Raw genomic sequence first — 24,769 nt, 5'->3', positions numbered from 1 at the left:
CCCTGCGGGTTTTCCGGGCGCACTGGGGCGGACTACCCGATTCGCAATCTCTGCGAGAACCGAAACACCTCGTTCAGTCGGGGTCGACGGCCGACTCTATCTCGCCGACGACTTCGGGGTTGCGCAGCGCGCTCAGGTCGCCCAGGTCCTCGCCGTTGGCGATGTCCTCCAGCAGGCGGCGCATGATTTTGCCCGAGCGCGTCTTCGGCAGGTCCGGCGTGAACACCACTGCCTTCGGGCGGGCAACCGTCCCCACCTCGTCGGTGACGGCGTCGATGATAGCCTCGCGGAGGCGGTCCTCGTCGCCGCACTCGGCCGTCGTGCTGACGTAGGCGTAAACGGAGTCGCTGCGCACCTCGTCGGTGCCGCTGACGACGGCCGCCTCCGCGACGCCCTCGACGCCGACGATGGCGGATTCGATCTCCATCGTCCCGAAGCGGTGGCCGGAGACGTTGATGACGTCGTCGACGCGGCCGAGAATCGTGATGTAGCCGTCGTCGTCGGCGAGTGCGCCGTCCTCGGTCGGGTAGGCCCAGTCGAAGGAGTCGAGCGGCGGCGCCGCCTCGGTGACGCGCTCGACCCAGTCCCGCCCCTCGCAGAGTTCCTGGGGCATCCCCGGCCAGGGCTGGTCGATGACCAGGTAGCCGCCCTCGCCGGCCGCCACCTCGTCGCCGTCGCCGTCGATGATGGTCGCGCCGACGCCTGGCAGCGGCGGCCCGGCCGCCCCCGGCTTCATGTCTTTGACCGCCGGCAGCGTCGACACGAGAATCCCGCCGGTCTCGGTCTGCCACCAGGTGTCGACGATTGGACACTCCCCGTTCCCGATGTGTTCGTAGTACCACTTCCAGGCGCGGGGATTGATTGGTTCGCCCACCGTGCCCAGCAGGCGGAGGCTGGAGAGGTCGTGTTGCTCGGGGTACTCCTCGCCCCACTTCATGAACGCGCGGACCGCGGTGGGCGCGGTGTAGAACACGTCGACGGCCTGGCGCTCGATTATCTCCCAGAGCCTGTTCTTCTCCGGGTGGTCCGGCGCGCCCTCGTACATGACGGTGGTCGTCCCGAGCGCGAGCGGGCCGTAGACGATGTAGGAGTGGCCGGTAATCCAGCCGATGTCGGCCGAGCACCAGTAGGTATCCGCGGGCTTGATGTCCAGCACCGCATGAGATGTCCAGGTGGCGTAGGAGAGGTACCCCCCCGTCGTGTGGGTCACCCCCTTGGGTTCGCCGGTCGTGCCGGAGGTGTAGATGCGAAAGAGGTCGTCCGTGGCGTCGCGGGCGACCGGTGTGACCCGCTCCCGGCGGTGGTCCTCGACGAGGGGACCGTACTCGTACTCGTCCTCGCCCAGCGTGTACTCGAAGCCGTCGAGGCGGTCGACGACCACCGTGGTCACGTCCTCGTCGACGGTGACGCAGGCCGTGTCGGCCTTGTTCTTCAGCGAGACGGCGTCGCCGCGGCGGTAGTAGCCGTCGCAGGTGACGAGGTATTCGGAGTCGGCAGCGTTCATCCGGGTGGCGAGTGCGTCCGCCGAGAAGCCCGCGAAGACGACCGAGTGGGGTGCGCCGATGCGGGCACACGCCAGCATGGCGATTGGCAACTCGGGAATCATCGGCATGTAGATGGTCACCACGTCGTCCTCCTCGACCCCGAGGCTCCGGAGGGCGGCCGCGAACTCGTTGACCTCCTGGTAGAGTTCGAGGTAGGTGTAGGTGCGCCGTTCGCCGAGTCGCCCCTCCCAGACCAGCGCGCGCTGGTTCTTGCGCTCGTCCAGGTGGCGGTCGACGCAGTTGTAGGCGGCGTTGAGCCGGCCGCCGTCGAACCACCGCAGGGGTTCGCTCTCGCCGGCGAGGACGGTGTCGTACTCCTCGTCCCACTCCAGCATGTCGGCTGCGCGCGCCCAGGCGTCCGGGTCGGTGAACTCGTCGTAGACCGCCGGGTCGGCGACGTTGGCCTGGTCGACGAACGACTCCGGTGGCGTCAATCGCTCGTCAGCAGGCTGGTACGTGTCCAGCTCCGGCTCGTTCCCGTCCGGCATCTCTCCTTTGTGACTCAACGCGCTTTAGCGGATAAACTTTCTCACCTTTCTCAGCAACTGGACCATTCGTATCCACTCTCGCCTGGCCCGCTGGCACTCGCCGAGGCGGTCGAGCCCTGACAACGAACAGCATATCCGGCCCCGGATGCACGTCTGTCACATGGAGCGGACCCGAATCGACGACATCGACAGCTGGATGAGCCCCGCGAGCAGCAAGCGGTCCGTCTCGAAGGCGCTCGGGGCGGAACACCTCGCACTGAACCACTACGAACTCGCCCCCGGCGAGACCTTCGGCTTCGGCTACCACCGCCACGCCGAGCAGGAGGAGCTGTTCTACGTCCTGGAGGGCGAAGCCACCTTCGAGACCGAGGAGGGGGACGTGACCGTCGGGGCCGGCGAAGCCATCCGCTTCGCGCCCGGCGAGTGGCAACTGGGGCGCAACGCTGGCGACGAGCGCGTCGTCGCACTCGCCATCGGTGCCCCTGCGGAGACGGGTGAGACGGAGATTCTCCGGGAGTGCCCGGAGTGTGGCGAGCGCCGGGAAGTCCGCATAGAGGCCACCGAGGACCGCGACGCGCTCGTCGCAATCTGCGAGGTGTGCGGTGCCGAGACGGTGCGTCACTCCTGAGCGGTCGCCCCGTTCCCGCTGGGCTGCCAGGTCGCGTCCCAGTCACGGGAGTCGATGATGTCTGCGTAGACGGATGTGCTGTCGCGCAGCGTCCGGGTGTGGTCGTCGTAGTCGACGGCCGCCAGGCCGAAGCGCGGCCAGAAGCCCTTGTCCCACTCGAAGTTATCCGTCAGCGACCAGTGGAGGTAGCCGTTGACGGGCGCACCGGCCGCCCGCGCCCGCTCGATGGCCTCGATGGACTCGCGGATGTACCACCCGCGGTGTTCGTCGTCGCTGTCGGCCAGGCCGTGCTCGGTCACGAGTAAAGGGAGGTCGTACGCGGCGAGGCGGGTACACAGCGCCTCCAGCCCGCTCGGCGAGAGCGGCCAGCCCATGTCCGAGCGCGGCTTCGACCCGTTCAGGAGGTTCCGACCGAGCACGTCCACCTCGTACTCGACGTAGTAGTTGATGCCGATGAAGTCGAGGTCCGGCAACAGTGCCTGCAGGAAGCCGTCGTGTTCGACGTACCGCAGCAGCCAGGCGAGTTTCCTGTTGAGGGCGTTGTCGGTGTAGGGTTCGAACGACCCGGCGGCCAGCGAGACGCCGACGAGGTTGTCGGTGGTGTGCAACGCGTCGAAGGCGCGGCGGTGGCCGCGGACGAGGTTCCGCCAGGCTCGCGGTGCCTGCCACAGCTTCGTCTGCGCCGGCGGGAACCCGCCGAAGACGTACGAGGCACGGACGTACGCCGACGGCTCGTTCATGGTTATCCAGTAGGTCACCAGGTCGCCCAGCGCGTCGTGGACGCGCCGTGCGTAGTCGTGGAACTTCGCCGGCGCGAGGGAGTGGTGCCAGCCGTAGTCGTCGACGAACCACTGGGGGTGCGCGTAGTGCCACACCGTCACGACGGGTTCGATGCCCCGGTCGCGCAGCGCCCGAATCTTCTCGCGGTAGTGGGCGACGGCGTCGGCGTCCAGTTCTCCCTCGGTCGGTTGCAGGCGCGACCACTCCAGCGAGAACCGCAGGGCGTTCAGCCCCATCTCCGCCGCGAGGTCGGCGTCCTCCTCGTAGCGGTTGAAGTGGTCCGTCGCCTGCCCGGAGATGTAGTTCGACGGGTCTGCGGCGGCCGACGGCGGGTTCGCCTGTCCGAGCGCTCGCCTGGCCCGGCCGAGCAGGCCCGGTTGCGCCCACTCGTCGGCGTTGCGACGTTCCCAGCGGGTCCAGTCGTTCTCGACGCCCCCCTCGACCTGGTGGGAGGAGATGGAGGCACCCCAGAGAAACGTCATCTGCGCGCACCTCCGACGGGGCGGACTGGTGGTCGCTGTGGCTGTCTGTGAACTGGGCGGCCCTGCATGTGCTCTGACGTTGTGTACGATGGGGCTGAAGGCGTATTTCCTTTGCGGCCGGGCCGAACGCCGGATAGTTCCGTCGTAGGTATCTGCCGGCGCAAGGCGGCAGCGACAGGTGGTACTCCAGAATGCGGTCCCGGGCGGGCCGGGGTTCAGTCGTCGGCGCTGACGGCCGACGCGTCGCCGTCGCGGGCGTGCCGGCGGACGTAGTCGGTAAAGTTGTCGAACAGTTGCTTGGCCTCGCAGGCGGCGTCGTAGTTCTCGGCGGTGATGCCGTCGAGGACCCGCTGGATGCGCTCGTCGGGCAGGTCCTTGCCGGTCGTCACCGTCTCGGCGGTCTCCATGTCGTACTCGGGGTGGAACTGCACGCTGAAGACGTGGCCCTTCCGGAAGCCGTGGATGCCGTAGTCGTTGCGGGCGAACACCGTCGCGCCCGGCGGGGCCTCGGTCACGCGGTCGGAGTGGGTCGTGAAGACGGTGAAATCGCCGTCGACGCCGGCGAGCAGGTCGTTCTCGCCGTCGTGTTCGACGCTCCGGTAACCGATTTCGTACTCCCCCATGTCCTCGACCGACCCGCCAAGGACGTCCGCCAGCAACTGGTGGCCGTAACAGACGCCGAGCATCGGCAGGCCGGTCTCGATGGCATCGCCCACCCAGGACTTCAACTCGCCAATCCAGGGCTCGTCCCAGTAGACCGAGGCCCGGGACCCGGTGACGACGCAGGCGTCGAACTGGAAGGTCTCGGGGAGGTCCCGCGAGGGACAGTGAAACTCCACGAGGTCGGCGTCCAGTTCGCGCCGGAAGTTCCGGCGGGTGTCCTCGGGGTCGTGGGCTGCGTTCAGCAGGGCGATGCGCAGTCGGCTCATCGGCCACACGTACCGCCTCGACCCGTAAAAACGTGCGTATCGTCGGTCAGCGTTGCCGGTCTCTCTCAGCCCAGCCACTCCAGCACCGTCGCCGACCACGTGTAACCGGTGCCGGCGGCGAGAAAGAGCACGACGTCGCCGGCGTCGACCCGGCCCCGTTCCAGTCCCTCGTCGAGTGCGAATATCTGGTCGACGCTCTGCATGTGGCCGTACTCGTCGAGGTAGTAGCCGTCCGTCTCGGGGTCGACACCCAACTCCTCCAGCAGGGTGTGATGGAAGGACCGCTTCATGTGCGTCACGGCCACGAAGTCCAGGTCGTCGCGCTCGAAGCCAGACTTCGACAGGGCCTCGTCGGCCACCGAGAGGTAGTTCGGCAGCGACACCGGCGCGATGCGCTCTTTCATCCCGTCGGGGTCGGGCACGTCCAGGTAGTGCAGGTCCTGTTCGACGGTGTCGTGGGAGGCCGGATTGCGCGACCCCCCGGCCGGCATCACGACGTCCTCGGAGAACGACCCGTCGGTAATCGCGCCGCTGCCGTGGACCCGGGCGAGCGTGCGGTCCTCGTCGGGGTCGGCCTCCATCACGTACGCCGCCGCACCGCTGCCGAAGTTGAACATGAAGGAGGAGTCGGCGTTCTCGTAGTCGAGCAGGTCCTCCTCGCGGGATGCGGTCACCACGAGCGCCGTCTCGACGTCCTCGGCTATCATCTGTGCACGGACCTGTCGCATGGCGATTGGACAGCCGGCACACAGCGTGTAGCTCTCCGTCGCGTAGGCCTCGTCCGCGCCGATTCGTTCGGCGACGTTGGCCGCGGCCGACCACACTACGAAGTCCTTGTACTCGCTGCCGTGGTACAGCACCAGGTCGAGGTCCTCGGCGGCGACGCCGGCCCCGGCCAGCGCCTCCTCGCCGGCGGCGATGGACATGTCCGTGCAGTGGTCGTCGTCGGGCGGACAGACCCGCTTCTCGCGCATCCCCATCTTCTCCGTGACGATCTCCTCGGGAATGCCGCTGTGCTCGGCGATTTCCTCGCCCGTCACCACCTCGTCGGGCGTGTACCGCCCGTAGCCGGTCAGTCCGACGGTAGTCATACCACGGCGTGGACGCCCCCGGGGAAAGAAGCTTCCCATCCTTCACGATTTTTCGCCGGTGACTCCCAGACCCTACCCGCCGTACTCCTCCTCGATGGCCTGCCGGTCTATCTTCGACGGCCCGCTCGTCGGCATCTCCTCGATGAACGCGATGTGCTTGGGAATCTTGAACTTCGCAATCCGCCCCTCCATGAACGCCTGCAACTCCTCCAGCGTCAGCGAGTCGTCGCCCTCGATGACCGCTTTACCGACCTCGCCCCACGTCTCGTCGGGCACCGGCACGACGATTGCCTCCTCGACCTTGGGGTGGTCGGTAATGACGCCCTCTATCTCCGGCGGGTAGACGTTCTCGCCGCCGGAGACGAACATGTTCTTCTTGCGACCCTCGATGTAGTAGTAGCCGTCCTCGTCGACGCGGGCCAGGTCACCGGTCGCAACCCACCCCTCCCCGAACACCTCGTCGGTCTCCTCCTCATTGCGCCAGTAGCGGTCGCCGGCGTGCGGGCTGGCGAGTTCGAGTTCGCCGACTTCGTCCCGGTCGACCGCTGTGCCATCCTCGTCGACGACGCGAGCGTCGACGTACAGCGCCGGCATGCCGATGCTGTCGGTCTTTTCCCGGGGGAAGTCGTCGGGCATCGCGAAGTTGTTCGGGCCGCACTCGGTGAGGCCGTAGCCCTGCGAGAGGTCGATGCCGCGGTCGCTCCAGGCCTCGATGATGGCGTCGCGGCAGGGGCCGCCGCCGCTCTTGGCGAAGCGCAGCGACGAGAGGTCGGTCTCCTCCCAGCGGTCGTCCTGGACCATGAAGCGGAGGACGGCGGGCACCGCGACGAGCACGGAGGCGTCGTACGCCTCGATGAGGTCGAGCACCTGGCGGGCGTCGAAGTCCCGCGAGATGATGACCGTCCCGCCGAGGTGGAAGAAGGGGATGGTCAGGACGTTCCAGCCGCCGGTGTGGAACATCGGGAACACCATCGGGGTCACGTCGTCGGGCCGGAGCCCCCAGGAGAGGATGGTGTTGAACGCGTTCCACATGATGCCGCCGTGGGTCTGGACGACCTCTTTGGGCAGACCGGTCGACCCGCCGGTGTGGAGAAAGAGGTGCGGGTCCGACAGCGCGAGGTCGGCCGTCTCGACCGGGGAGTCGTCGTCGGGCACTGCGTCCTCGTAGCGGTCCCAGTCGTGGTCCGCGACGTCGCCGTCGTCCGCGAGGCCGACCACCGGCGGCACCGCGAACTCGCGGTCCTCACTGGCGAGCGCCTCGCCGACCGCCTCCTCGAAGGGTGCCTCGACGACGAGCATCGCCGGTTCGACGTCGTCGAGCATCTCCGTGATTTCCCGGGACGAGAGCCGGTGGGACAGCGGCGCGAGGACCGCGCCAACCTTCGCCGTCGCGAAGTAGAGGTCCACCAGTTCGGGCCGGTTCCGGGCGACGGCCGCGACGCGGTCGCCCTTCTCGACGCCGCGTTCGCGGAGGAGGCGTGCGGCGCGGTTCGCCCGCTCGTCGAGGTCGCTGTACGTGTACTCCGCGCCCGTGTCGGCGTCGACCAGGCCGACCCGGTCGGGTGACAGTTCGGCCCGTCGCTCGCTTATCGCCCCGACCCAGCCGTACGGTCGCGCTCCGTGGGTGTGTACCGTCATCTGTGGTCACCTGTCGCCGTCGTCTCGGACCGTCCGCAGCGGGGAGGGCCCCACCAGGGCGGTGGTCGCAACGGCCCGGTACAGGCCGGGCCGCCGTCCGAGTGCGAGTCTGACACACGGCGGTACAGACCCGCCGGCAAAAACGTTTGGCCCTCCAGTGATTTCCCGTCGCTGTCCCCGCCGCGTGCCACCGACTCTCCCCCCGCCGCGTGCCCCCAGTGACCACACCGGCGTGATAAACTGAGATGGCACACCGGTGTGATAAACTGAGGTGGAATTGACAAGCGTTTTGTCGGGACGGCGGTACGCGTCTGGCACGAACCATGGACGACGGAGAGCCGACTGGACTCAGGCAGTCACTCGACGAGGGCGCAGGGGACATCGGGGAATCGACGGCCGCGGACCTCCCGGACACGGTCGCGGAGGTCAGGGGCCGGTTACCGGAGACAGTCGACACGGTGCTCGACGCCGACCGCTCGACTGACGACTTTACTCTCGAAAAGGTCCTGGAGGGGACGCCGCTCGCTGGCGTGTTCACTCCGGGCCGCGGGGACGAAGAGGCCAGCGCGGACGACTGAGTCACTCACCGTCGCCGTACTCGTCTAACTGTTCGAGGAGGCGCTCGGTGACCGCTCGCGAGTGTTCCACGAAACAGAGGTGGCGACCCTCGACCGGTTCGTAGCGTCCGCGGGGCAGGTCCTCGGCCAGGCTCTCGCCCGCCGACGCCGGGACCACCGGGTCGTCGACGCCGTGACAGACCAGCGCCGGCAGCGATAGCTCGTACAGCGGGCCGGCCTCGAACCCTGTCATCGCCGCCATCTGGGCGTCGAGGGCTGCACCGACTGCGTCCTCCTCGCGTCGCCACTCCCGAATCTGCTCGACGAGGTCCGGCCGGGCCTCGCGGAACGCCGGGGTAACGGCCCCGTCGAGCGAGTCGTCGAGGCCGCTCCCGTCGTCGGGGTGCAGCGCCCGCAGCGCCGCCCCGTCGACGGCGTCGCCGCTGGCCGCCGTCCCGAACACCGTCAGCGTCCGCGCCCGGTCGTACTCGCGGGCGTACCGGAGCGCGACCATCCCGCCCAGGCCCGCCCCGACGACGTGGGTCCGCTGGACGCCAGCGTCTGCGAGGACGGCCTCGAAGTCCGCGGCGAGGGCGTCCACGTCGTACGGACCGGGTGGGGCGTCCGAGCGACCGGTCCCGCGGAGGTCCCACACCAGCGCCTCGCGCGGGCCGGCGACGGCCCCGTGTTGCCAGCCCCACAGCCACGCGCCGTAGCCCACGTCGGAGACGAACGCCACCGTCTCGCCGTCGCCGTCTGTCTCGTAGTGGAGCGTGACGCCCTCGCGTGTCGCCGTCGGCATGTCCCCGCCTTCGGTGGCGGCTGCCGAAACCCTGGCGTTTCCAGGTTCGATAACCGAGCCACACGGTTTTTGGGAGTCTGGGACCAACCCGACCCAATGACGCTCGCGGACATCATCGACGACGTCGATTCCCGTCAGCACACGCTGACGGTCCTCAACCGGGAGGAGTACGACCCGGTGGTGAACCTGCTGGAGAAGATGTTCGACTCCGAGCACGTCGACGTCAGGGAGGGGGGCACGGAGCCGGCGGCACCGGGGAACGTCCTCATGCTGCAGGACGAGGAAGGCCTGGCAGTCGCCACGTCGACGCTCGACGAGGTCCGCGACCAGCTGTTGCTCGTCAACTCGGACCTGTACATCACCGGCACCCGCCCGCTCGCCGAGGTCGAGACCTCGGACGTCGTCGCCAACATGGACGACACGACCTTCACCGTCTCGGGCAAGAGCAAGTTCCTGCTCATCCACATCTCGCGCCACGTCGAGCGGATGGCCCTGGAGACCGGCGGGGGGGTCCTGCACTCGGGTTTCCAGGAACTGTCGCGCATCCACGACGAGCGCGGCACGGACGCGGCCTACCGGCAACTCGTCGACACCGACGTCGACGTCCACGTCTACGGCATCCCCGACTGGGACGCCCCGCCGGAGAGCATGTACGTCCACGCGGCGACCGACGGCGAGATTCCCGAGGCGTGGTTCGTCGTCCACGACGGCGACGGCCGGGACGAGCGAAAGGCCGCGCTGGTCTGTGTCGAGACCGGGCCCAACGAGTACGAGGGCTTCTGGACGTTCCAGCCGGCTATCGTCGACGAGGTCCTGGACTACCTGAAGGAAACGTACGTCGAGAACTGACCGCAGTCAGGCGTTTTGAACCTGCCGGAGGATGTCGGGCGCGTCCGCCAGCGCGTCGTCCAGGCTGTCGGCGTCGGGGCCACCACCCTGTGCGAAGTCCGGCGGGCCGCCGCCGCCACCGCCGACGCGACCGGCGAGTTCGCCGACCACTTCACCGGCGTTGACGGCGACGCCGTCGGGGACCGCGACGACGAACTTCGCGCCGTCGGCACCGGAGCCGATGACGGCCAGTTTCCCCTCCTCGACGAGCGCGTTCGCCGTCGCCCGGAGTTCGTCCATGTCTGCGTCGAGTCGCTGGACGACCGCCGTCGTCCCGTCGAGGTCTATCTCCTCGCCGGCCCCGCCCCCGCTGGCGCGGACCTCTGCCAGTTCTTCTTTCAGGCTCTCGATTTGTTTGCCGCGTTCCTTCCACTCGTCGAAGAACCGGGCCGCTGTCTCGGGCACTTCCTCGGGGCTGACGTCGAGCACGCCGGCGGCCTCGTAGAGGGCGTCCTCGGTGCGCTGGGTCGCGTCGATGGCGGCGTCGCCGGCCGCGTAGCTCAGGCGGATGACGCCGTCCTGGATGCGCTCGGTCCCGAGCAGTTTGATGGCCCCGATGTCGCCGGTCCGTGAGACGTGCGTGCCGCCACAGGCCTGGGTGTCACGGGCGGCGTGGATGAGCCGTATCTGCTCGCCCGTCGGGATGCCCCCCTGGTAGATGTCGAAGCCGTAGTCGGCCTCGGCCTCGTTCCGGTCGACCCACTCCTGGGTGACGGGGGTGTTGTCCATGACCACCTCGTTGGCGACGTGCTCTATCTCCCTGACCTGCTCGCGGGTGATGGACTGGTAGTGTTTGATGTCCAGTCGGGCGCTGCCGGTGTGTTTCTGCGCGCCGGCCTGCCGGACGTGGTCGCCGAGCACCTGCCGCGCCGCGTGGCCGACGATGTGCGTGGCGGTGTGGTGGCGCATCAACTGCCGGCGTCGCGTCGCGTTTATCTGTCCGCGGACGAACTCGCCGGTCCCGGGGTCCTTGTCGGTGCGGTGCAGGATGACGTCGCCGACGCGCTGGACGTCGGTCACCTCGCAGGTGACGTCCTCCGCCGAGAGCGTCCCGTGGTCGGCGGGCTGACCACCGCCCTCCGGGTAGAACATGGACTGGTCGAGCACCACGTCGTAGCCGTCCTCGCGCTCGAACACTTCCAGCACCATCGCCTCGAACTCCATCCGGGACTGGTCCTCGTAGTAGAGCCGTTCGGTCGCTGGCAGGCCGGTGATTCGCTCCGTGTCGACGCCCTCCGTCTCCTCCTCCTCTCCCGCCGTCTCGCCGCTGTGGCGGTCCGCGACGAGCGCGTAGAAGTCGTCGGGGACGTCGACGGTCGCCCCGTAGTCGGCGGCTATCTCCTCGACCATGTCCGGCTGGATGCCGTGGGAGTCGTAGAGTTCGATGAGTTCCGCTGTCGGGATTGGCTCGTCGCGGCTGGCGTACTCCTCGGCCAGGGACTCGACCTTCCGTCCGCCCCGTTCCAGCGTCTCGCGGTACTTCTCGACCTCCGTCCGGACCACGTCGCGGATGGTGTCGCGGTTCTCGTAGCTGAGGCGCTCGGCCTGCATGTCGACCAGTTCGTCCAGCGGGGCGTCCAGCCCGATGGTGTCGACCAGGCGCTTGGTCCGGCGCAGGACCATCCGCGTGAGATAGCCCGTGCCGACGTTCGAGGGGACGATGCCGTCGCCGAGCATGTACGCCAGCGTCCGGCAGTGGTCGGCGATGGCGTAGATGGTCTCCAGCGGCTCGACCAGTTCCCGCAGGTAGTCGACGTCGACGCCGAGTTCGTCCGCGATGTCGCCGCGGGCGGCCTCCACGTCGTCGACGTCGTCGATGTCGAGGTTGCCCGACAGCCGTGCGGCGTCGTGGACGATGGCGGCCTCCTCGTCGGTGTGTTCGACGCCGGCGTTTTCCTTCAAGAACGCTATCATCTCTGGGTAGACCGCCTCGTAGATGGTCGGCGTCCCCTGGCTCATCCAGGTCCACCGCTCCAGGCCGTAGCCGGTGTCGACGACGTAGGTGTCCATCCGCGAGTAGCTATTCCCGTCTTTCATCTCGAACTCGCCGTCGGGGTCCTGCTCCAGCGACATGAACACAAGCGTCGCCAGTTCCGCGCCGCGGTAGATGACCTCGAAGGCCGGCCCGGCGTTGCCGCCGCCGACCCACGGGTCCTCGATGTAGGTGACCTCGTCGAGGTCCGCGCCGAGTTCCTCCAGCAGTTCGTCGCAGTACTGCACGGTCTTGTCCTTCCAGTACACCTCGCCCTCGTAGGCGTACTCGTCTTCGACGTCCTCGCGGGCGTTGAAGGCGTGGTGGGCCATCATCTCGAAGGCCATCGTGTGCCGTCCGGTCTTGCCCACGTTGTCGATGTCCTGCATCCGGATGCAGGGCTGGCTGATACACAGCGGGTTCGCCGGCGGCGGCGTCTCGCCGGAGGTCACCAGCGGCTGGAAGTCGTAAATCGATGCCTGGGTCAACAACACGTCGTCGCGCCAGCGGTTGGCGGCGACGGGATACGGGTCGACCCGGGTGTGGTCCCGTTCCTCGAAGTACGAGAGGAACGCCTCCCGCATCTCTTCGAGGGTGTACGCCTCGTCGAAGCCGGGGTTGTCGATGAACTCGTAGGTGTCGCAGGGAGGCTCACCGCAGGTCGAGCGCGTCTCGTCGCGCGTCCAGAAGTGGGCGCCACACGACTCACACGTCAGTCGGTGGAACCCGTTCTCGTCGAAGTAGTCGAGTTGATACTCCTCCTCGAGGTCGCTCATTCGTTGCCCTAGGGTGGCCTACCAGCGCGTAAAACTGTTCCGAACGCGCGACACAAGTCCTCTCACCCCGCTGCCGTCCCGTGACTCGCGCCTGTCACACCGCCGCGAGTGTGCCTACTCGTCCAGCGCCAGCGACGCCAGCAGCGCCTCTAGCTGGATGCGTTCGTTGGCTCCCGCGGTGATGCGGTAATCCGCCTCGCCGATGCGGTCGAGCAGGCGCACCGCCGCCTCGTCCTCCAGGTCGAACTCCCAGACCGAGCGGTGCAGTTGGTCGATGATGTCGCCGCCGGCGATGCCCTCCTCGGTGACGAGCTGGTCCAGCCGCGAGCGCGCGGCCGTGAAATCGCCGGAAAGCGCCAGCGTCACCATCTCCCGTATCTCCTCGGGCCTGGCGGTCGACGTAATCTCGAAGACGGCCTCCTCGTCGACGACGCTGCCGGTGACGGCGGCGGCCTGGAGCCCGTTGATGGCCTTGCGCATGTCACCGTCGGCCGCGTAGACTAACGCCTCGACGCCGTCGTCTGTCACCTCGATGTCCTCCCTGGCGGCGATCGTCCGGACCTGTTCGGCGACGGCCTCGTCGGCCAGCGGCGAGAACCGGAAGACCGCACAGCGGGACTGGATGGGGTCGATGATCTGCGAGGAGTAGTTACACGAGAGGATGAAGCGGACGTTGTTCGAGAACTGCTCCATCGTCCGGCGGAGTGCTGACTGGGCGTCAGACGTGAGGGCGTCGGCCTCGTCGAGGAATATGATGCGGTAGTCGACGCCGCCGAAGGAGGTGCGCGCGAACGACTTGATGCGGTCCCGGACCACGTCGATGCCGCGCTCGTCGGAGGCGTTGAGTTCGAGGAAGTGTTCCTCCCAGTTCTCGCCGTAGAGTTCTCTAGCAATTGTGACACTTGCGGTGGTCTTCCCGACGCCGGCCGGCCCTGCGAACAACATGTGGGGCAGGTCGCGGCGCTCGACGTAACTCCGGAGTCGCTCGACGATAGTCTCCTGACCCACGATCTCGTCGAACGTCTGCGGCCGATACTTCTCCAGCCAGATTTCCTCGCGACCGGTCCCCGTCTGCTCGGCCTCGCTCATGCACGTGGGGAGTGGCGGGGCCGGCATAAACCCCCCGAGTGCCGATGCCCGCGGGGCACTCGCACCGGAACCCGACACGCTGAAACTGCCGCGCGTGCAAGCGTTCCCATGGTCACGGTCGAACTCGTCGGCGACGAGACCCGCGAGGTCGCAGTCGACGCCGGCGGGACCTACGCGGACCTGCTCGCGCCCTTCGACGTGAGTACCCACGAGGTCACCATCACCGTCGACGGGACGCCGGTCCCGGAGGACGCGCCGGTCGAGGACTCGGTCGACCGGGTGCGGGTCATCCGCCTCATCAAGGGCGGGTAGCCCGACCGCCGCGTCCGACCGACTGGTATTTTGGCGGCCCGTGCCTACGCGTGGTATGCTCCCAGCCGACAGTCGGGACCGCATCGCCGTCGCGCTCATCGCGCTGTTGGTCGTCCTGACGCCGGCGGTGGTGCTCACGCTGACGCTTTCGTTTCTGACCGTCACTGGCGACATCGCCGCCGGCCAGCTGACCCCGCTCGAACTGCTGGAACTGTACCTCCTCGACCTCGCGCTGTTGCTCGTCGTCGGCTACCTCCTGTACCGGCTGTTGATGCGGCTGGTCGTCCACGACCTCTCGGCGTCGCTCGACGCGCTGGAGGGGGACGAGTCGGACGACTCCTCCGAGTGACGGCCCGACCGGTCGGACCCGACGGTGAAGCGGCGGGCGGCATAACCCTTGCCGCAACATTGGCCGGGGCCTCGGTCAGCAGGGATTTGACGGCCCAGGCCCTACGTGGCGGTATGGCCGAACCACGCCCCACGCTCGACTTCTCGCTGCCGAACGTCGGTCCCGGTCCGGACCCGTGGTCGCTGTCGACCGTCGCCGCCGACCACGACTTCGTGGTGGTCTACCTCCAGCGGGACCACCTCTGTACGAACTGCCGCAAGCAGGTCCAGCAGGTCGCCGACCGCTACGCCGACTTCCGGGACCGCGGTGCGGAAGTGGTCTCCGTCGTCCCCGAACCCCGCGAGAAGGTCGAGGACTGGCAGGACAGTTACGACCTGCCGTATCCGCTGCTGGCCGACCCCGACGTCGCGGCCGGTGACCTCTTCGACCAGCCGGTCCGCTTCGGCTTTCTGGGGAGCATCAGCGACTTCCTGGGACGGATGCCGGAGGTCGTCGTCCTGGACGCACGCGACGGGGAGCCACGCGTGGCCTGGACCTACAGCGGGCGGTCGACGTTCGACCGGCCCGACGTGGACGACGTGCTCGCGGAACTCGACGGACTGCGGGAGGGTGCGACGACGTGACCGAGAACGGGGACGTCCGGGTCCGCGATGCGACGGTCGCGGAGCTACCGGACGTGCTGAACGTCCTCGACGGGGCCGCGCTGCGGACCGACAGCGGCCGCCTGCGCGCGGCTATCGACCGCGGCGAGGTCCTGGTCGCGGTCGCCGGTCCCGACGAGCGGCGGGTGCTGGGCGCGCTGGTACTCGACGGCGAGGAGATAACCGCCGTCGCGGTCCGTCCGCGACGCCGCGGACAGGGCATCGGGACCGAACTGGTCGAGGCGGCCGCCGAGCGCCGTGACCGGCTGGTGGCTGAGTTCCACCCCCGGGTCCGGCCGTTCTGGGCTGCGGTCGGCTTCGACGCGGTCCCGGTTGAGGGGGACGACGCGACTCACGAGGGGACTGCTGACCGGTTGCGCGGCGTGCGAACGACTGACGCTGACGACGCCTGAGTCACGGGCCGTGGCTGTACGTACACACCGGACAGACGGCGTACCCGAGGTCGTCGTACCTGATGGCGGTCGCGACGCGGCGCGTGCCACACACCTCACACTGGAAGACGGCGCGCTCGCCGTCCTGCTGTGCTGGATTCACACCCTGAGTTCCCATAGGGTTCCCACATGGGGCCAGCATCTGGTTAGTTAATCGCCCGTTAAAGACGTGTAGGCAACACTCGGTCGCGCGGTAGACCCTTCCTACTCACACGAGCGGTTCGACGACGTCCGCGCCCGCCGCCAGGAGTTCTTCGACCCGTTCGTCGGACCCCGCCTCGGCGTAGACCCGGAGCTTCGGTTCCGTGCCGGAGGGGCGGATGAGCAGCCAGGTCCCGTCCTCCAGGGCGATTTTGAACCCGTCGACCGTGTTGACGTCGGCGACGGGGGTGCCCGCCACCGCGTCGGGCAGGGCCGACTCCAGGTCGGACAGGACGGCCGCCTTCCGGTCGTCGGGGCAGTCGACGCTGATTCGGCTCTGGCAGACCTCGCCGTGCTCGGCCAGCAGCCTGTCGGCGCGGTCGTCGATGGGCTCCGCGACGTGTGCGGCCGCGGTCAGCAGCGCGAGCAGGACGCCGTCCTTGTTGCGGAGGTGCGCGGTGACGCCGAAACCGCCGCTCTCCTCGCCGCCACAGAGGGCGTCGTGCTCGCCCATCGCCTCGGCGACCCACTTGAATCCGACCGCCGTCTCGTGGACGGCCTGTCCGTGGGCCGCGGCCACGCGGTCGACGAGGCTGCTGGTCGAGACCGTTCGCACAGCGTCGCCGGCGTCGGATTCGAGCAGGTAGTCGTACAGGACGGCGAGGTAGACGTTCGGGTCGAGGAAGCCGCGGTCGGGCGTGACCACGCCCAGGCGGTCCGCGTCGCCGTCGTTGATGATGCCCAGCGGGGCCGCGCCCTCGGTGACGCGTTCGACCAGTTCCGCGGCCCGCTCGGGGACCGGTTCGGGCGGGGTGCCGCCGAAGGTCGGGTCGCGCTCACAGCGCAGGCGGTCGACGTCCGCGCCGGCGCGTTTCAGGAGGGCATCCGTGACCCCGCGGCCGCTGCCGTGCATCGCGTCGTAGACCACTGGAAGCCCGTCGAGGTCGGTCTCGACGAACTCGACTGCGTGGTCGCCGAAGGGCGTGACGAGGTCCCGCTCGGTGACGGCCCCGAACTCGCTCTCCGCGACGGGGTCGGGGTCCGCCAGTCGGGCCTCGATGTCGTCCGTCGCGTCGGGCAGGGCGGGGGACCCGTCCGCGGGGACGAACTTCACGCCGTTGTACTCGGGTGGGTTGTGGGACGCGGTTATCATCAGGCCGCCAGCGTAGTCCCCGTCGGCGACGGTCCACGCGAGGACGGGCGTGGGGCAATCCCGCTCGGCGATTGTCACGTCCCGGCCGTTCGCGGCGAGGACGCGGGCGAGTTCCTCCGCGAACCCGCGGGACGTCTCGCGGGCGTCGTAGCCGACCGCTACCGGGCCGTCCACGTCCGTGTCGTCCAGGTACGTCGCGACCCCCTGTCCGACCATCCGGACGCGGGCCTCGGTGAACTCCGCTAGCGTCGCGCGCCAGCCGTCGGTTCCAAACGAGATAGCCTCGCTCGCGGCCTCGTCTCCCATGTGGGACAGTGCGACGCGTGCCCACAAAAAGGCCTGCCGTTGCCGTCGCTGGTCGCGCGAGGTCAGGAAGAAGTGTGTCCGTCGTCACCCCACTGCGCCGCCGTGGCGACCGGTCCCGGCCGCGCGGGTCGGGAGAGACCTCGCGGGCTTCCGGTCGCGGCGACGGTCAGGCTCGCTGTGCGCGCTGTTTCGCTACCTCAGCGATTCCCGCGTTCGCGGAGCAACTCGGACAGGCGTGGATGATTCCGCGTTCGTCACCGAACACGCGTGCGAACCGTTCTGAAACGTGCGCGCCGCAATGGTTACACTCTGGCATTGTATTCTCCGGCGACCCACTGCCGGTAATACAACAGAGGTTGGGCAGAGGCAATATCATTGTGCCCAATATATTTGGTATGGGTACGACACTCACTCTGAGACGAGAGATTCCTTTCCAGAGCGACTGAGCTGCTTGATTTCGTGTTCGCGCGACATCGCGGCCGACCGGGAGGCGAACGATTCGACGTGGACGAGTTCGACCGGCGTGCGCCCGCGCGTGTACTTCGCGCCCTCGCCGCTGTCGTGTTCGGCGACGCGGCGGTCCACGTCGGTCGTGTAGCCGGTGTAGAGCGTGTCGTCGGCACACCGGAGCACGTAGACGTAGTGGTCGGCCATCGTCACTCGCGGCGGGCGGCGTCGGCGCGCCGCGCTACGAGCCCCGCCTGCGCGCCGGCCGTGAACCCGGCGTCGACGTTGACGACCGACAGCGCGGTACAGGACTGGAGCATCCCCGACAGCGCCGCCTCGCCCTCGCCGCCGTGGCCGTAGCCCGTCGAGACCGGCAGGCCGATGACCGGCACGTCCACCAGGCCGGCGACGACGGTCGGCAGCGCGCCCTCCCGGCCGGCGGCGACGACGAGCACGTCGTGCTCGCGCAGGCGCTCCAGCTGGTCGGTCAGCCGCGTCAGCGCCGCCACGCCCACGTCGGAGATGCGGTCGACGTCGGCGCCCATCTCACACGCGATTGCGGCCGCCTCGCCCGCGGGGACGGCGTCGGACGTGCCGGCGGTCACGACGGCGACGCTCGCGTCGAGGGCGGGCGGTTCGAAGTCGGGACTCCTGGCGACGAGGACGCCCGCCCGGTCGTGTAGCCGGATGGACGCCGCCGGTGCCTCCTCGTCGAGTCGTTCCCGGACAGCGCGGACGTGCTCCTCCGTCAGACGGGTTGCGATGGCCCGGTCGGTCGATTCGAGGCTCGTCGCGACGAGCGCGGCCACTTCGGCGGGCGTCTTCCCGTCGGCCAGTACGGCCTCGGGGACGCCGCTGCGGCGCTCGCGGGCGGCGTCGAACCGGCCGGCCTCGCCGGTGACGTAGCCGCGGAGCTTCGCTTCGGCGGCCTCGGGGCTCAACTCGCCCGCTGCCACCGCGTCGAGGATGTCACGCATGCCCGGTCACAGGGCGGCCGACTACTCGTGTGTAACGGTCGGCCGTAAGACTCTCAAACCCCCGTCAAGGCGGCCGAGAGCGCCGTCAAACGGGAAGGCTTATAAACTACCCTCCGGATAGGACGACTTGTATGGCAGACCTAATTGTCAAAGCAGCCGTCAAGGAAGAGCTCGACGACATGAATGTTGCCTCCGACTTCTACGACGCGCTCGACGCGGAAGTCGAGGAACTCCTCGCCGACGCCGCGCGACGCGCCGAAGAGAACGACCGCAAGACGGTCCAGCCGCGCGACCTGTAAACAGGCGACCACTGTGTACTGTCTCCGGCAGTACACAATTCTCCTCCAGTAGTTCTCACCTCGGCAGCGGCCGCGCCGTCCGGCACTCAGACCTGCCTGACGGTGACGCCCGCGTCGCTGCCGACGTGGATTTCGTCCGCGAGGCCGACGAACAGTCCGTGCTCCACGACGCCCGGCACCGCCGACAGCGTCGCCGCCAGCGCGCCCGGGTCCTCGATGGTCCCGAACGCACAGTCGAGGACGAGGTTCCCGTTGTCGGTCACGACGGGGCCGTCCTTGCGCTCGGCGGCCCGCAGCGTCGGGTCCCCGCCCGCCGCCTCGATTTCGTCGGCCGCCGTGGAGCGCGCGTCGGGCAGCACCTCGACTGGCACGGGCGCGTCGAGTACCTCGGCCTCCTTCGTCGGGTCCGCGACGACGAGCAGGCGGTCCGCTGCCGCATCGACTATCTTCTCGCGGGCGTGTGCGGCCCCGCCGCCCTTGACGAGGTCGCCGTCCGCGACCTGGTCGGCCCCGTCGATGGCGACGTCGGGCGTCGCCTCGTCCAGCGCCGTCAGCGGGATGCCGGCCTCGCGGGCGAGTTCCCGTGACTGGAACGAGGTGGGGATTCCTTCGATGTCCAGCCCGCTGTCGACCTGTCGGCCGAGGTCACGGATGGCGTGGGCGGCGGTGCTCCCGGTGCCGAGGCCGACGACCATGCCGTCGTCGACGGCCGCCGCTGCGCTCTCGCCCGCCCGCCGCTTCGCCGCCTCGGAACCACCGCGTTTCATACCAGCAGGGACCACCCCCGGGCGGAAAAAGAACCCGGTGGCCCCACCCTTCTTTGCCCGCTGTCGCTAACGGCCGGCCATGGCGACCACCATCGAGACGCCCGACGCCGACCAGGCCTGTGCATACTGCGGCTGTGCCATCTTCGACCACGACCCCGTCTGCGTGCGCGACTGCACCGACGACTGCGGGTCGCCGACGTACTACTGCAACTACGGCTGCCTGGCGGCCCACGTCGACGAGGAGGGGCTGGCGACCGGCACGTCCTGCCGGTTGGACCCGTAACTCCTCCTGCCAGGAGTGACGGGTTTTTCCTGTCGCGTCACTATCTCTTGGCATGGAAACGTCCTCGACTGACGACGCAGTGTCCCTCCAGGGGGTGCGCAAGACCTACCAGGTCGGCGAACCCGTCCACGCCCTCGACGGCATCTCGCTGACGATTCCGCGGGGCTCGTACACGGCGGTGATGGGTCCGAGCGGGTCGGGCAAATCCACGCTCATGAACCTCATCGGCTGTCTCGACACGCCGACGGCGGGGACCATTCAGGTCAACGGCGAGGAGGTCACGACGATGACCGACCGCGAGCGCACGCGCGTCCGCGGCGAGGAGGTCGGCTTCGTCTTCCAGACGTTCAACCTCATGCCGCGCCTGACCGCACTGGAGAACGTCGCCATGCCGCTTGTCTTCCGCGGCGTCGACCGCGACGAGCGCACCCGGCGTGCCACTGACGTCCTCGAACGCGTCGGACTCGGTGACCGCCTCGACCACCGCCCGAACGAACTCTCCGGCGGCCAGCGCCAGCGCGTCGCCATCGCGCGCGCGCTCGTCAGCGACCCCGCGCTGGTGCTGGCCGACGAACCCACCGGCAACCTCGACTCCGAGACGGGCGAGCAGATTATGGGTCTGTTCGCGGACATCCACGCCGAGGGCAACACCATCCTGATGGTGACCCACGAGCGCCACATCGCCGAGCACGCCGAGCGCATCGTCCACATGCTCGACGGCGAAATCGAGCGCGTCGAGGACCTGGCGACGCCGGCGGGCGAGGCCCCCGGCGAGGGGCCATGAAGCTCCGCGAGAACCTCCGCCTCTCCTGGCGCGCAATCCGCGGCCACAAACTCCGCTCGACGCTGACGACGCTCGGTGTCATCATCGGCATCGCCGCCGTCATCACGTTCGTCACGCTCGGGGCCAGCCTCCAGGAGGACGTCGTCGGCCAGGTCGGCGGCGAGGAGGCGTCGGACATCTTCGTCTGGGCCGGCCCGGAGGACCAGAACCAGGGCCCCGGCTTCGGTGCCGAACCCGTCTTCACGCGCAACGACACCGAACGCATCGCCGGCTTCGAGGACGTCGCAGCGGCGATACCGTACACGATAGCCCGCTCGGACAGTCTCACGTACGGGGGTGATTCGGTAACCCGCGGTGAGGCCGTCCGCGCGACCACGCCAGCGTACCTCGCCGGCGAGGAGTTCCGGGCCGGCGGGAACTTCGCGGCAGGCACGACGGAGGCGGTTCTCACCCCGAACGCCGCCGCGATGTTCGAGACAAACGTCTCCGTCGGCGACGCTATCGGCGTCGTCCGTGGCGATGAGACGACGACGCTCACCGTCGTCGGTATCCTGAACTCCTCGGAGTCGCTGAGTGCCTTCGAGGGCTTCCAGGGGACGCCCCGCATCTACACCGCCCCCGAAGCCGTCGGCGAGACCCGCTTTCTCTACCTCGTCGTGACGGCGGCAGCACCGCAGGCCGTGGACGCGGTCACCGAGCGCGTCGAGACCTACTTGCAGGACGAGTCGGCGGCCACGTCCTCTCTGCCCGACGACTACGTGTTCAAACTCCAGACGAGTGAACAGTTGCTCGACCAGCTCCGGGAGCTGTTGAACGTCCTGACCGGGTTCGTCACGGGCATCGCGCTCATCTCGCTGGTCGTCGGCTCCATCGGCATCGCCAACATCATGCTCGTCTCCGTCACCGAGCGCACGCGGGAAATCGGCATCATGAAAGCCGTCGGGGCACAGCGCCGTGACATCCTGACGCTGTTTCTCACCGAGGCGGTGATTCTGGGGGTCATCGGCGCAATCGTCGGGGCCGCACTCGGTGCCGTCGTCGGCTTCGCCGGCACGCAACTCATCGGCTTCGACGCCTACGTCTTCCCGCTGGAGTGGACGCTCATCGCTGCCGCCGTGGGTATCCTCGTCGGCATCGTCGCCGGACTCTACCCGGCCTGGAACGCGGCAAAGACCGACCCCATCGACGCGCTGCGCTACGAGTGACGGTCGGCGCGCCGGAAGCGACCGCCTACTTTTTGCGACTGCCCCGCACCACTCGGAGTATGTTCGGAACCAGCGGTATCCGCGGCCCGGTCGGCGACGAGGTGACGGCGGACCTCGCCCTCGCCGTCGGGCGTGCAGTTGGCATCGACGCCGAGCGGGTCGTCGTCGGCCGCGACCCGCGAGAGAGCGGCGCGTTCCTCACCGACGCGCTCACCGCCGGCCTGCGCGAGTCGGGAACCGACGTGGTCGACCTCGGTCTCGCCGCGACGCCGACCGTCGGCCGCGCCGTCGCCTGGGAGAGCGCCGACGCCGGCGTCTCCATCACGGCGTCGCACAACCCGCCGCAGGACAACGGCATCAAGCTCTGGCAGCCCAGCGGCCAGGCCTACGACGCCGACCTGCGCGAGCGCGTCGAAGACCGCATCCGCACCGCGGAGGCAGACCTCGTCGCCTGGGACGCCGTCGGCGAGCGGACCACTGTCGACGCCACCCCCCGACACCGGGACGCACTCGTCGACGCCGTCGACCTCGCCGAACCCCTCTCAGTCGTCGTGGACGTGGGCAACGGCGCGGGGGGTGTGACCGTCGACGCGCTGACCGCACTCGGCTGCGAGGTCGAGACGCTGAACGCCCAGCCAGACGGATCCTTCCCGGGGCGACCGAGCGAGCCGACCGCCGAGAACTGCCAGTCGCTGGCTTCGCTCGTGGGTAACACAGACGCCGACCTTGGTATCGCGCACGACGGCGACGCCGACAGGATGCGTGCCGTGACCGCCGACGGCGACTTTTTGTCGGGGGACGTGCTGCTGGCGCTGTTCGGGCGGGCGGCAGCAGACGCCGGGGAGACGGTCGCCGTCCCCGTCGACACCAGCCTCGCCGTCGCGGACTACCTCGCCGAGGCAGGCATCGAGACGACGCGCACCCCCGTGGGCGACGTGTACGTGGCCGCGGCGGCGAGCGAACCGGGTGTCGCCTTCGGCGGCGAACCCAGCGGTGCGTGGATATGGCCGACGGAGACGCTGTGTCCCGACGGGCCGCTGGCGGCCTGCAAGATCGCGGCGATGGCGGGCGAGCGCCCGCTGGCCGACCGGGCGGCCGATATCGAGACGTACCCAATCCGCCGGACGAGCGTCGATGTGGCGGACAAGGCGGCGGTCATGGAACGGGTCCGCGAGCGGGTTGCAGACAAGTACGATTCTGTGTCCACGCTCGACGGCGTCCGCGTCGACCGGGGCGACGCGTGGTTCCTCGTCCGGGCCAGCGGGACGCAACCGCTCGTGCGCGTGACCGCGGAAGCCCGCGAGGAAGACCGCGCAGCGGCCGTCTTCGAGGAGGCACAGACGCTTCTCTCGAAGGCAACGGTTTGACGAGAAGGCGTCCAGGGTCGGACCTCGGCGGCCCGGGAGGGTTCGTCAGCTTCGTCGAGTCGACCGCGCCTGTCGCACGTCGGCACCGTCCCGTATCTTGTCTTCACACTGCGGGCAGACCCGCGGTTTCTCTGTCCCGTTCGGCGTGAACACCCGTGCATAATCAGCCGTGACGAAGGCACCGCAGTTCTGGCATTCCGGCATACAGGCGGACGAAAGTAGCGCGCCATCTTAATGCTTGGTGATTTGGTATGAACCCACACTTTTGCCGGCCCGGCCCGTTGCAGGAGTATGTCACGTACCGCTGTCATCGCCGGCGTCGGTCCCGGCCTCGGCGCGTCGCTGGCGCATCGCTTCGCCGACGAAGGCTGCGAACTCGGCCTGCTCGCCCGCTCGACGGAGTTCATCGAGGACCTCGCCGACGATATCCGCACCGGGACGCCCGGTGATGCACTCGCCGTCGGCACAGACATTACAGACAGAAAACAGGTCGCCACAGCGTTCGACTCCGTCCGCGAGCGTTTCGGTCCCGTCGACGTTCTGGTCAACCACGCGAGCGGCGCGTCGTGGGCGGGCGTCGACGTCGACCCGGACGCCTTCGAGCGCAGTCTCCAGGTCGGCCCGATGGGGAGCCTCCACTGCACGCAGCAGGCGGTCCCCGACATGCGCGAGGACGGCGGCACCGTCATCTTCACCGGTGCCACCTCCGCGCTCCGGGGCCGGGGCGGTGCGCTCGGCTTCAGCGCGGCGAAGTTCGCCACTCGCGGGATGGCTGAGTCGCTGGCCAGAGAACTCGGGCCGGCGGGTATCCACGTCGCCCACGTCGTCATCGACGGCCAGATTGCGACGCCGGCCGCGCTGGAGGCGGCCCCCGACCGCGACGAGGTGGAGTTTCTCGACCCCGACGCAATCGCCGACTCGTACTGGCACCTGGTCGAACAGGACCGCTCCGCGTGGACGCTGGAACTGGACCTGCGACCCCACGTCGAGGAGTTCTAGAACTCGGCGGTCAGCGAACCGTCCTCGTCGAGCGTGAGGACGCTGTCGAACAGCGACCGGAACTCCTCGACGACGGCGTCCTCGTGGACCTCGTCGGCGAGGTGGAACAGGCCGACGGCGTCGTACTCCGCCAGCAGGTCCTGGATGGCAGCGACTGCCTCCAGGGCGCTGTCCTCGTCGGCGTAGTAAATCATCTCCGTGATAGAGTCGAGGCTGACGCGCCGCTTCCCGTTCTCCTCCGCGAGGAAGCGACGGGTCTGTTCGACGATGCCGTCGAGGTCGTCCGGGGAGGAGACGTAGCGGACCCCCTCGCTCTTGCGGCGAGTGTACCCGCGCTCGACCGAGAGCGCGTCGAGTATCGTCGCCTTCGACTCGTCGACCTCGTAGTGTTCGAGCTTCTGGGTGACCTCGCGAGCGGTCGTCCGCGTCGAGATGACAAGCAGGTGGTCGGTGTCGGTCTTCAGGAAGTCCGTGTCGACGCGGTCCGTCTCGACGGTGCTCGGGTGGACGAGCAGGATACTCGTGCCGCCGGATATCGTCTCCGGCGCGCCCTCGATGGCGAGCGTGTACTCCATATAGCCGGGAAACCGGCTGGAATCGCCTTAAGCCTGCGGGTCACCACA

At 68.7% G+C, this 24,769-nt stretch carries 27 protein-coding genes; 13 read left to right on the top strand and 14 right to left on the bottom strand.

Going from position 1 to position 24,769, the window contains the following annotated elements; all coding sequences use genetic code 11:
• Nucleotides 1-73: 73 nt before the first annotated feature.
• Nucleotides 74-2,032: an acetate--CoA ligase gene (gene acs, locus WDJ57_RS06375; protein ID WP_338904896.1), complete on the bottom strand. Its 1,959-nt coding sequence runs from the start codon at nt 2,030-2,032 to the stop codon at nt 74-76.
• Between the two features lie 160 nt (nt 2,033-2,192).
• Here acs and WDJ57_RS06370 point away from each other — a divergent pair, with 160 nt between their 5' ends.
• Complete coding sequence (locus WDJ57_RS06370; RefSeq protein WP_338904895.1) at nt 2,193-2,660, top strand: cupin domain-containing protein; 468 nt, start codon at nt 2,193-2,195, stop codon at nt 2,658-2,660.
• Here the strand turns inward: WDJ57_RS06370 and WDJ57_RS06365 are convergent.
• The 4 genes from WDJ57_RS06365 to WDJ57_RS06350 all read right to left on the bottom strand — a co-directional run bounded on the left by WDJ57_RS06365 (nt 2,651) and on the right by WDJ57_RS06350 (nt 7,580).
• Nucleotides 2,651-3,922 carry a glycoside hydrolase family 1 protein gene (locus tag WDJ57_RS06365; RefSeq protein WP_338904894.1) on the bottom strand — a complete coding sequence of 424 codons (1,272 nt, stop codon included), beginning with the start codon at nt 3,920-3,922 and terminating at the stop codon, nt 2,651-2,653. The two genes, WDJ57_RS06370 and WDJ57_RS06365, sit on opposite strands and share 10 nt — an antisense overlap.
• Nucleotides 3,923-4,137: 215 nt before the next feature.
• Complete coding sequence (locus WDJ57_RS06360; RefSeq protein WP_338904892.1) at nt 4,138-4,851, bottom strand: type 1 glutamine amidotransferase; 714 nt, start codon at nt 4,849-4,851, stop codon at nt 4,138-4,140.
• Between the two features lie 65 nt (nt 4,852-4,916).
• A complete protein-coding gene (locus WDJ57_RS06355) occupies nt 4,917-5,942 on the bottom strand; it encodes a 3-oxoacyl-ACP synthase (protein ID WP_338904891.1) in 1,026 nt (341 codons plus the stop codon).
• A gap of 72 nt (nt 5,943-6,014) precedes the next feature.
• Entirely contained in the window at nt 6,015-7,580 is a 1,566-nt protein-coding gene (locus tag WDJ57_RS06350; RefSeq protein ID WP_338904889.1) for an AMP-binding protein, read from the bottom strand.
• Nucleotides 7,581-7,903: 323 nt separating this feature from the next.
• Here WDJ57_RS06350 and WDJ57_RS06345 point away from each other — a divergent pair, with 323 nt between their 5' ends.
• A complete protein-coding gene (locus tag WDJ57_RS06345; protein WP_338904888.1) occupies nt 7,904-8,158 on the top strand; it encodes a hypothetical protein in 255 nt (84 codons plus the stop codon).
• A gap of 1 nt (nt 8,159) precedes the next feature.
• Here WDJ57_RS06345 and WDJ57_RS06340 read toward each other — a convergent pair whose 3' ends face one another.
• Nucleotides 8,160-8,939, bottom strand: a complete 780-nt coding sequence (locus tag WDJ57_RS06340) for an alpha/beta fold hydrolase (protein ID WP_338904886.1) — start codon at nt 8,937-8,939, stop codon at nt 8,160-8,162.
• 96 nt (nt 8,940-9,035) lie between these two features.
• Between WDJ57_RS06340 and WDJ57_RS06335 the strand changes: the two genes are divergently transcribed.
• Nucleotides 9,036-9,788, top strand: coding sequence for a DICT sensory domain-containing protein (locus WDJ57_RS06335; RefSeq protein WP_338904885.1), 753 nt, complete (start codon nt 9,036-9,038; stop codon nt 9,786-9,788).
• A 6-nt stretch (nt 9,789-9,794) separates the two neighbouring features.
• On the opposite strand, the gene alaS is transcribed toward WDJ57_RS06335, so the two are convergent.
• Both alaS and WDJ57_RS06325 read right to left on the bottom strand, forming a co-directional pair.
• The gene (gene alaS / locus WDJ57_RS06330; protein ID WP_338904884.1) at nt 9,795-12,575 is read right to left on the bottom strand and encodes an alanine--tRNA ligase; all 2,781 of its coding nucleotides are present in this window, start codon (nt 12,573-12,575) and stop codon (nt 9,795-9,797) included.
• Between the two features lie 114 nt (nt 12,576-12,689).
• Nucleotides 12,690-13,664, bottom strand: coding sequence for a replication factor C small subunit (locus WDJ57_RS06325; RefSeq protein WP_338904883.1), 975 nt, complete (start codon nt 13,662-13,664; stop codon nt 12,690-12,692).
• Nucleotides 13,665-13,772: 108 nt separating this feature from the next.
• Here WDJ57_RS06325 and samp2 point away from each other — a divergent pair, with 108 nt between their 5' ends.
• From samp2 to WDJ57_RS06305, 4 genes are all read left to right on the top strand, one after another.
• Entirely contained in the window at nt 13,773-13,976 is a 204-nt protein-coding gene (samp2, locus tag WDJ57_RS06320; protein ID WP_338904882.1) for a ubiquitin-like small modifier protein SAMP2, read from the top strand.
• A 55-nt stretch (nt 13,977-14,031) separates the two neighbouring features.
• Entirely contained in the window at nt 14,032-14,325 is a 294-nt protein-coding gene (locus WDJ57_RS06315; protein WP_338904881.1) for a hypothetical protein, read from the top strand.
• A gap of 113 nt (nt 14,326-14,438) precedes the next feature.
• A complete protein-coding gene (locus WDJ57_RS06310) occupies nt 14,439-14,948 on the top strand; it encodes a peroxiredoxin family protein (protein ID WP_338904880.1) in 510 nt (169 codons plus the stop codon).
• Nucleotides 14,945-15,379: a GNAT family N-acetyltransferase gene (locus WDJ57_RS06305; RefSeq protein ID WP_338904879.1), complete on the top strand. Its 435-nt coding sequence runs from the start codon at nt 14,945-14,947 to the stop codon at nt 15,377-15,379. Before WDJ57_RS06310 ends, WDJ57_RS06305 begins: the two co-directional genes overlap by 4 nt.
• A 1-nt stretch (nt 15,380) precedes the next feature.
• On the opposite strand, the gene WDJ57_RS06300 is transcribed toward WDJ57_RS06305, so the two are convergent.
• From WDJ57_RS06300 to larB, 4 genes are all read right to left on the bottom strand, one after another.
• Nucleotides 15,381-15,536 carry a hypothetical protein gene (locus tag WDJ57_RS06300; RefSeq protein ID WP_338904877.1) on the bottom strand — a complete coding sequence of 52 codons (156 nt, stop codon included), beginning with the start codon at nt 15,534-15,536 and terminating at the stop codon, nt 15,381-15,383.
• A 90-nt stretch (nt 15,537-15,626) separates the two neighbouring features.
• Nucleotides 15,627-17,018 (bottom strand): phosphoglucomutase/phosphomannomutase family protein, encoded by a 1,392-nt coding sequence (locus tag WDJ57_RS06295; RefSeq protein ID WP_338904875.1) that lies wholly within the window; start codon nt 17,016-17,018, stop codon nt 15,627-15,629.
• Nucleotides 17,019-17,426: 408 nt separating this feature from the next.
• Nucleotides 17,427-17,672 (bottom strand): GIY-YIG nuclease family protein, encoded by a 246-nt coding sequence (locus WDJ57_RS06290; protein WP_338904873.1) that lies wholly within the window; start codon nt 17,670-17,672, stop codon nt 17,427-17,429.
• 2 nt (nt 17,673-17,674) lie between these two features.
• The gene (gene larB / locus WDJ57_RS06285) at nt 17,675-18,442 is read right to left on the bottom strand and encodes a nickel pincer cofactor biosynthesis protein LarB (protein ID WP_338904871.1); all 768 of its coding nucleotides are present in this window, start codon (nt 18,440-18,442) and stop codon (nt 17,675-17,677) included.
• A 131-nt stretch (nt 18,443-18,573) separates the two neighbouring features.
• On the opposite strand from larB, the gene WDJ57_RS06280 reads away from it, so the two are divergent.
• Nucleotides 18,574-18,741 carry a DUF1931 domain-containing protein gene (locus WDJ57_RS06280; RefSeq protein ID WP_220617743.1) on the top strand — a complete coding sequence of 56 codons (168 nt, stop codon included), beginning with the start codon at nt 18,574-18,576 and terminating at the stop codon, nt 18,739-18,741.
• Nucleotides 18,742-18,827: 86 nt separating this feature from the next.
• On the opposite strand, the gene rpiA is transcribed toward WDJ57_RS06280, so the two are convergent.
• Nucleotides 18,828-19,508 carry a ribose-5-phosphate isomerase RpiA gene (gene rpiA, locus WDJ57_RS06275; RefSeq protein ID WP_338904869.1) on the bottom strand — a complete coding sequence of 227 codons (681 nt, stop codon included), beginning with the start codon at nt 19,506-19,508 and terminating at the stop codon, nt 18,828-18,830.
• Nucleotides 19,509-19,587: 79 nt separating this feature from the next.
• Here rpiA and WDJ57_RS06270 point away from each other — a divergent pair, with 79 nt between their 5' ends.
• The 5 genes from WDJ57_RS06270 to WDJ57_RS06250 all read left to right on the top strand — a co-directional run bounded on the left by WDJ57_RS06270 (nt 19,588) and on the right by WDJ57_RS06250 (nt 24,146).
• On the top strand, nt 19,588-19,791 hold the full coding sequence (locus tag WDJ57_RS06270; RefSeq protein WP_338904867.1) for a hypothetical protein: 204 nt from the start codon (nt 19,588-19,590) through the stop codon (nt 19,789-19,791).
• A gap of 52 nt (nt 19,792-19,843) precedes the next feature.
• Nucleotides 19,844-20,575, top strand: a complete 732-nt coding sequence (locus tag WDJ57_RS06265) for an ABC transporter ATP-binding protein (protein ID WP_338904865.1) — start codon at nt 19,844-19,846, stop codon at nt 20,573-20,575.
• On the top strand, nt 20,572-21,780 hold the full coding sequence (locus tag WDJ57_RS06260; RefSeq protein ID WP_338904863.1) for an ABC transporter permease: 1,209 nt from the start codon (nt 20,572-20,574) through the stop codon (nt 21,778-21,780). The genes WDJ57_RS06265 and WDJ57_RS06260 overlap by 4 nt, the downstream gene beginning before the upstream one ends.
• A 59-nt stretch (nt 21,781-21,839) precedes the next feature.
• Nucleotides 21,840-23,147: a phosphoglucosamine mutase gene (gene glmM, locus WDJ57_RS06255; RefSeq protein ID WP_338904862.1), complete on the top strand. Its 1,308-nt coding sequence runs from the start codon at nt 21,840-21,842 to the stop codon at nt 23,145-23,147.
• Between the two features lie 291 nt (nt 23,148-23,438).
• Complete coding sequence (locus WDJ57_RS06250; RefSeq protein ID WP_338904860.1) at nt 23,439-24,146, top strand: SDR family NAD(P)-dependent oxidoreductase; 708 nt, start codon at nt 23,439-23,441, stop codon at nt 24,144-24,146.
• Here WDJ57_RS06250 and WDJ57_RS06245 read toward each other — a convergent pair.
• A complete protein-coding gene (locus tag WDJ57_RS06245) occupies nt 24,143-24,721 on the bottom strand; it encodes a DUF7090 family protein (protein WP_338904858.1) in 579 nt (192 codons plus the stop codon). The two genes, WDJ57_RS06250 and WDJ57_RS06245, sit on opposite strands and share 4 nt — an antisense overlap.
• Nucleotides 24,722-24,769: the final 48 nt, after the last annotated feature.

Origin of the sequence: Salinibaculum sp. SYNS191 (genome assembly GCF_037338445.1) — an archaeon.
Lineage (GTDB): Archaea > Halobacteriota > Halobacteria > Halobacteriales > Haloarculaceae > Salinibaculum > Salinibaculum marinum.
This window is presented reverse-complemented; position numbering and strand designations above follow the sequence as displayed.

Coding starts and splice junctions, on each gene's coding strand:
- WDJ57_RS06310 (WP_338904880.1), top strand. CDS start 14,439: ATGGCCGAACCACGCCCCACGCTCGACTTCTCGCTGCCGAACGTCGGT.
- WDJ57_RS06345 (WP_338904888.1), top strand. CDS start 7,904: ATGGACGACGGAGAGCCGACTGGACTCAGGCAGTCACTCGACGAGGGC.
- WDJ57_RS06295 (WP_338904875.1), bottom strand. CDS start 17,018: ATGGGAGACGAGGCCGCGAGCGAGGCTATCTCGTTTGGAACCGACGGC.
- WDJ57_RS06340 (WP_338904886.1), bottom strand. CDS start 8,939: ATGCCGACGGCGACACGCGAGGGCGTCACGCTCCACTACGAGACAGAC.
- WDJ57_RS06335 (WP_338904885.1), top strand. CDS start 9,036: ATGACGCTCGCGGACATCATCGACGACGTCGATTCCCGTCAGCACACG.
- WDJ57_RS06360 (WP_338904892.1), bottom strand. CDS start 4,851: ATGAGCCGACTGCGCATCGCCCTGCTGAACGCAGCCCACGACCCCGAG.
- WDJ57_RS06365 (WP_338904894.1), bottom strand. CDS start 3,922: ATGACGTTTCTCTGGGGTGCCTCCATCTCCTCCCACCAGGTCGAGGGG.
- WDJ57_RS06280 (WP_220617743.1), top strand. CDS start 18,574: ATGGCAGACCTAATTGTCAAAGCAGCCGTCAAGGAAGAGCTCGACGAC.
- larB (WP_338904871.1), bottom strand. CDS start 18,442: ATGCGTGACATCCTCGACGCGGTGGCAGCGGGCGAGTTGAGCCCCGAG.
- WDJ57_RS06260 (WP_338904863.1), top strand. CDS start 20,572: ATGAAGCTCCGCGAGAACCTCCGCCTCTCCTGGCGCGCAATCCGCGGC.
- WDJ57_RS06350 (WP_338904889.1), bottom strand. CDS start 7,580: ATGACGGTACACACCCACGGAGCGCGACCGTACGGCTGGGTCGGGGCG.
- WDJ57_RS06355 (WP_338904891.1), bottom strand. CDS start 5,942: ATGACTACCGTCGGACTGACCGGCTACGGGCGGTACACGCCCGACGAG.
- WDJ57_RS06265 (WP_338904865.1), top strand. CDS start 19,844: ATGGAAACGTCCTCGACTGACGACGCAGTGTCCCTCCAGGGGGTGCGC.
- WDJ57_RS06245 (WP_338904858.1), bottom strand. CDS start 24,721: ATGGAGTACACGCTCGCCATCGAGGGCGCGCCGGAGACGATATCCGGC.
- WDJ57_RS06325 (WP_338904883.1), bottom strand. CDS start 13,664: ATGAGCGAGGCCGAGCAGACGGGGACCGGTCGCGAGGAAATCTGGCTG.
- glmM (WP_338904862.1), top strand. CDS start 21,840: ATGTTCGGAACCAGCGGTATCCGCGGCCCGGTCGGCGACGAGGTGACG.
- WDJ57_RS06300 (WP_338904877.1), bottom strand. CDS start 15,536: ATGGGAACTCAGGGTGTGAATCCAGCACAGCAGGACGGCGAGCGCGCC.
- WDJ57_RS06370 (WP_338904895.1), top strand. CDS start 2,193: ATGGAGCGGACCCGAATCGACGACATCGACAGCTGGATGAGCCCCGCG.
- rpiA (WP_338904869.1), bottom strand. CDS start 19,508: ATGAAACGCGGTGGTTCCGAGGCGGCGAAGCGGCGGGCGGGCGAGAGC.
- WDJ57_RS06290 (WP_338904873.1), bottom strand. CDS start 17,672: ATGGCCGACCACTACGTCTACGTGCTCCGGTGTGCCGACGACACGCTC.
- alaS (WP_338904884.1), bottom strand. CDS start 12,575: ATGAGCGACCTCGAGGAGGAGTATCAACTCGACTACTTCGACGAGAAC.
- samp2 (WP_338904882.1), top strand. CDS start 13,773: ATGGTCACGGTCGAACTCGTCGGCGACGAGACCCGCGAGGTCGCAGTC.
- acs (WP_338904896.1), bottom strand. CDS start 2,032: ATGCCGGACGGGAACGAGCCGGAGCTGGACACGTACCAGCCTGCTGAC.
- WDJ57_RS06270 (WP_338904867.1), top strand. CDS start 19,588: ATGGCGACCACCATCGAGACGCCCGACGCCGACCAGGCCTGTGCATAC.
- WDJ57_RS06250 (WP_338904860.1), top strand. CDS start 23,439: ATGTCACGTACCGCTGTCATCGCCGGCGTCGGTCCCGGCCTCGGCGCG.
- WDJ57_RS06315 (WP_338904881.1), top strand. CDS start 14,032: ATGCTCCCAGCCGACAGTCGGGACCGCATCGCCGTCGCGCTCATCGCG.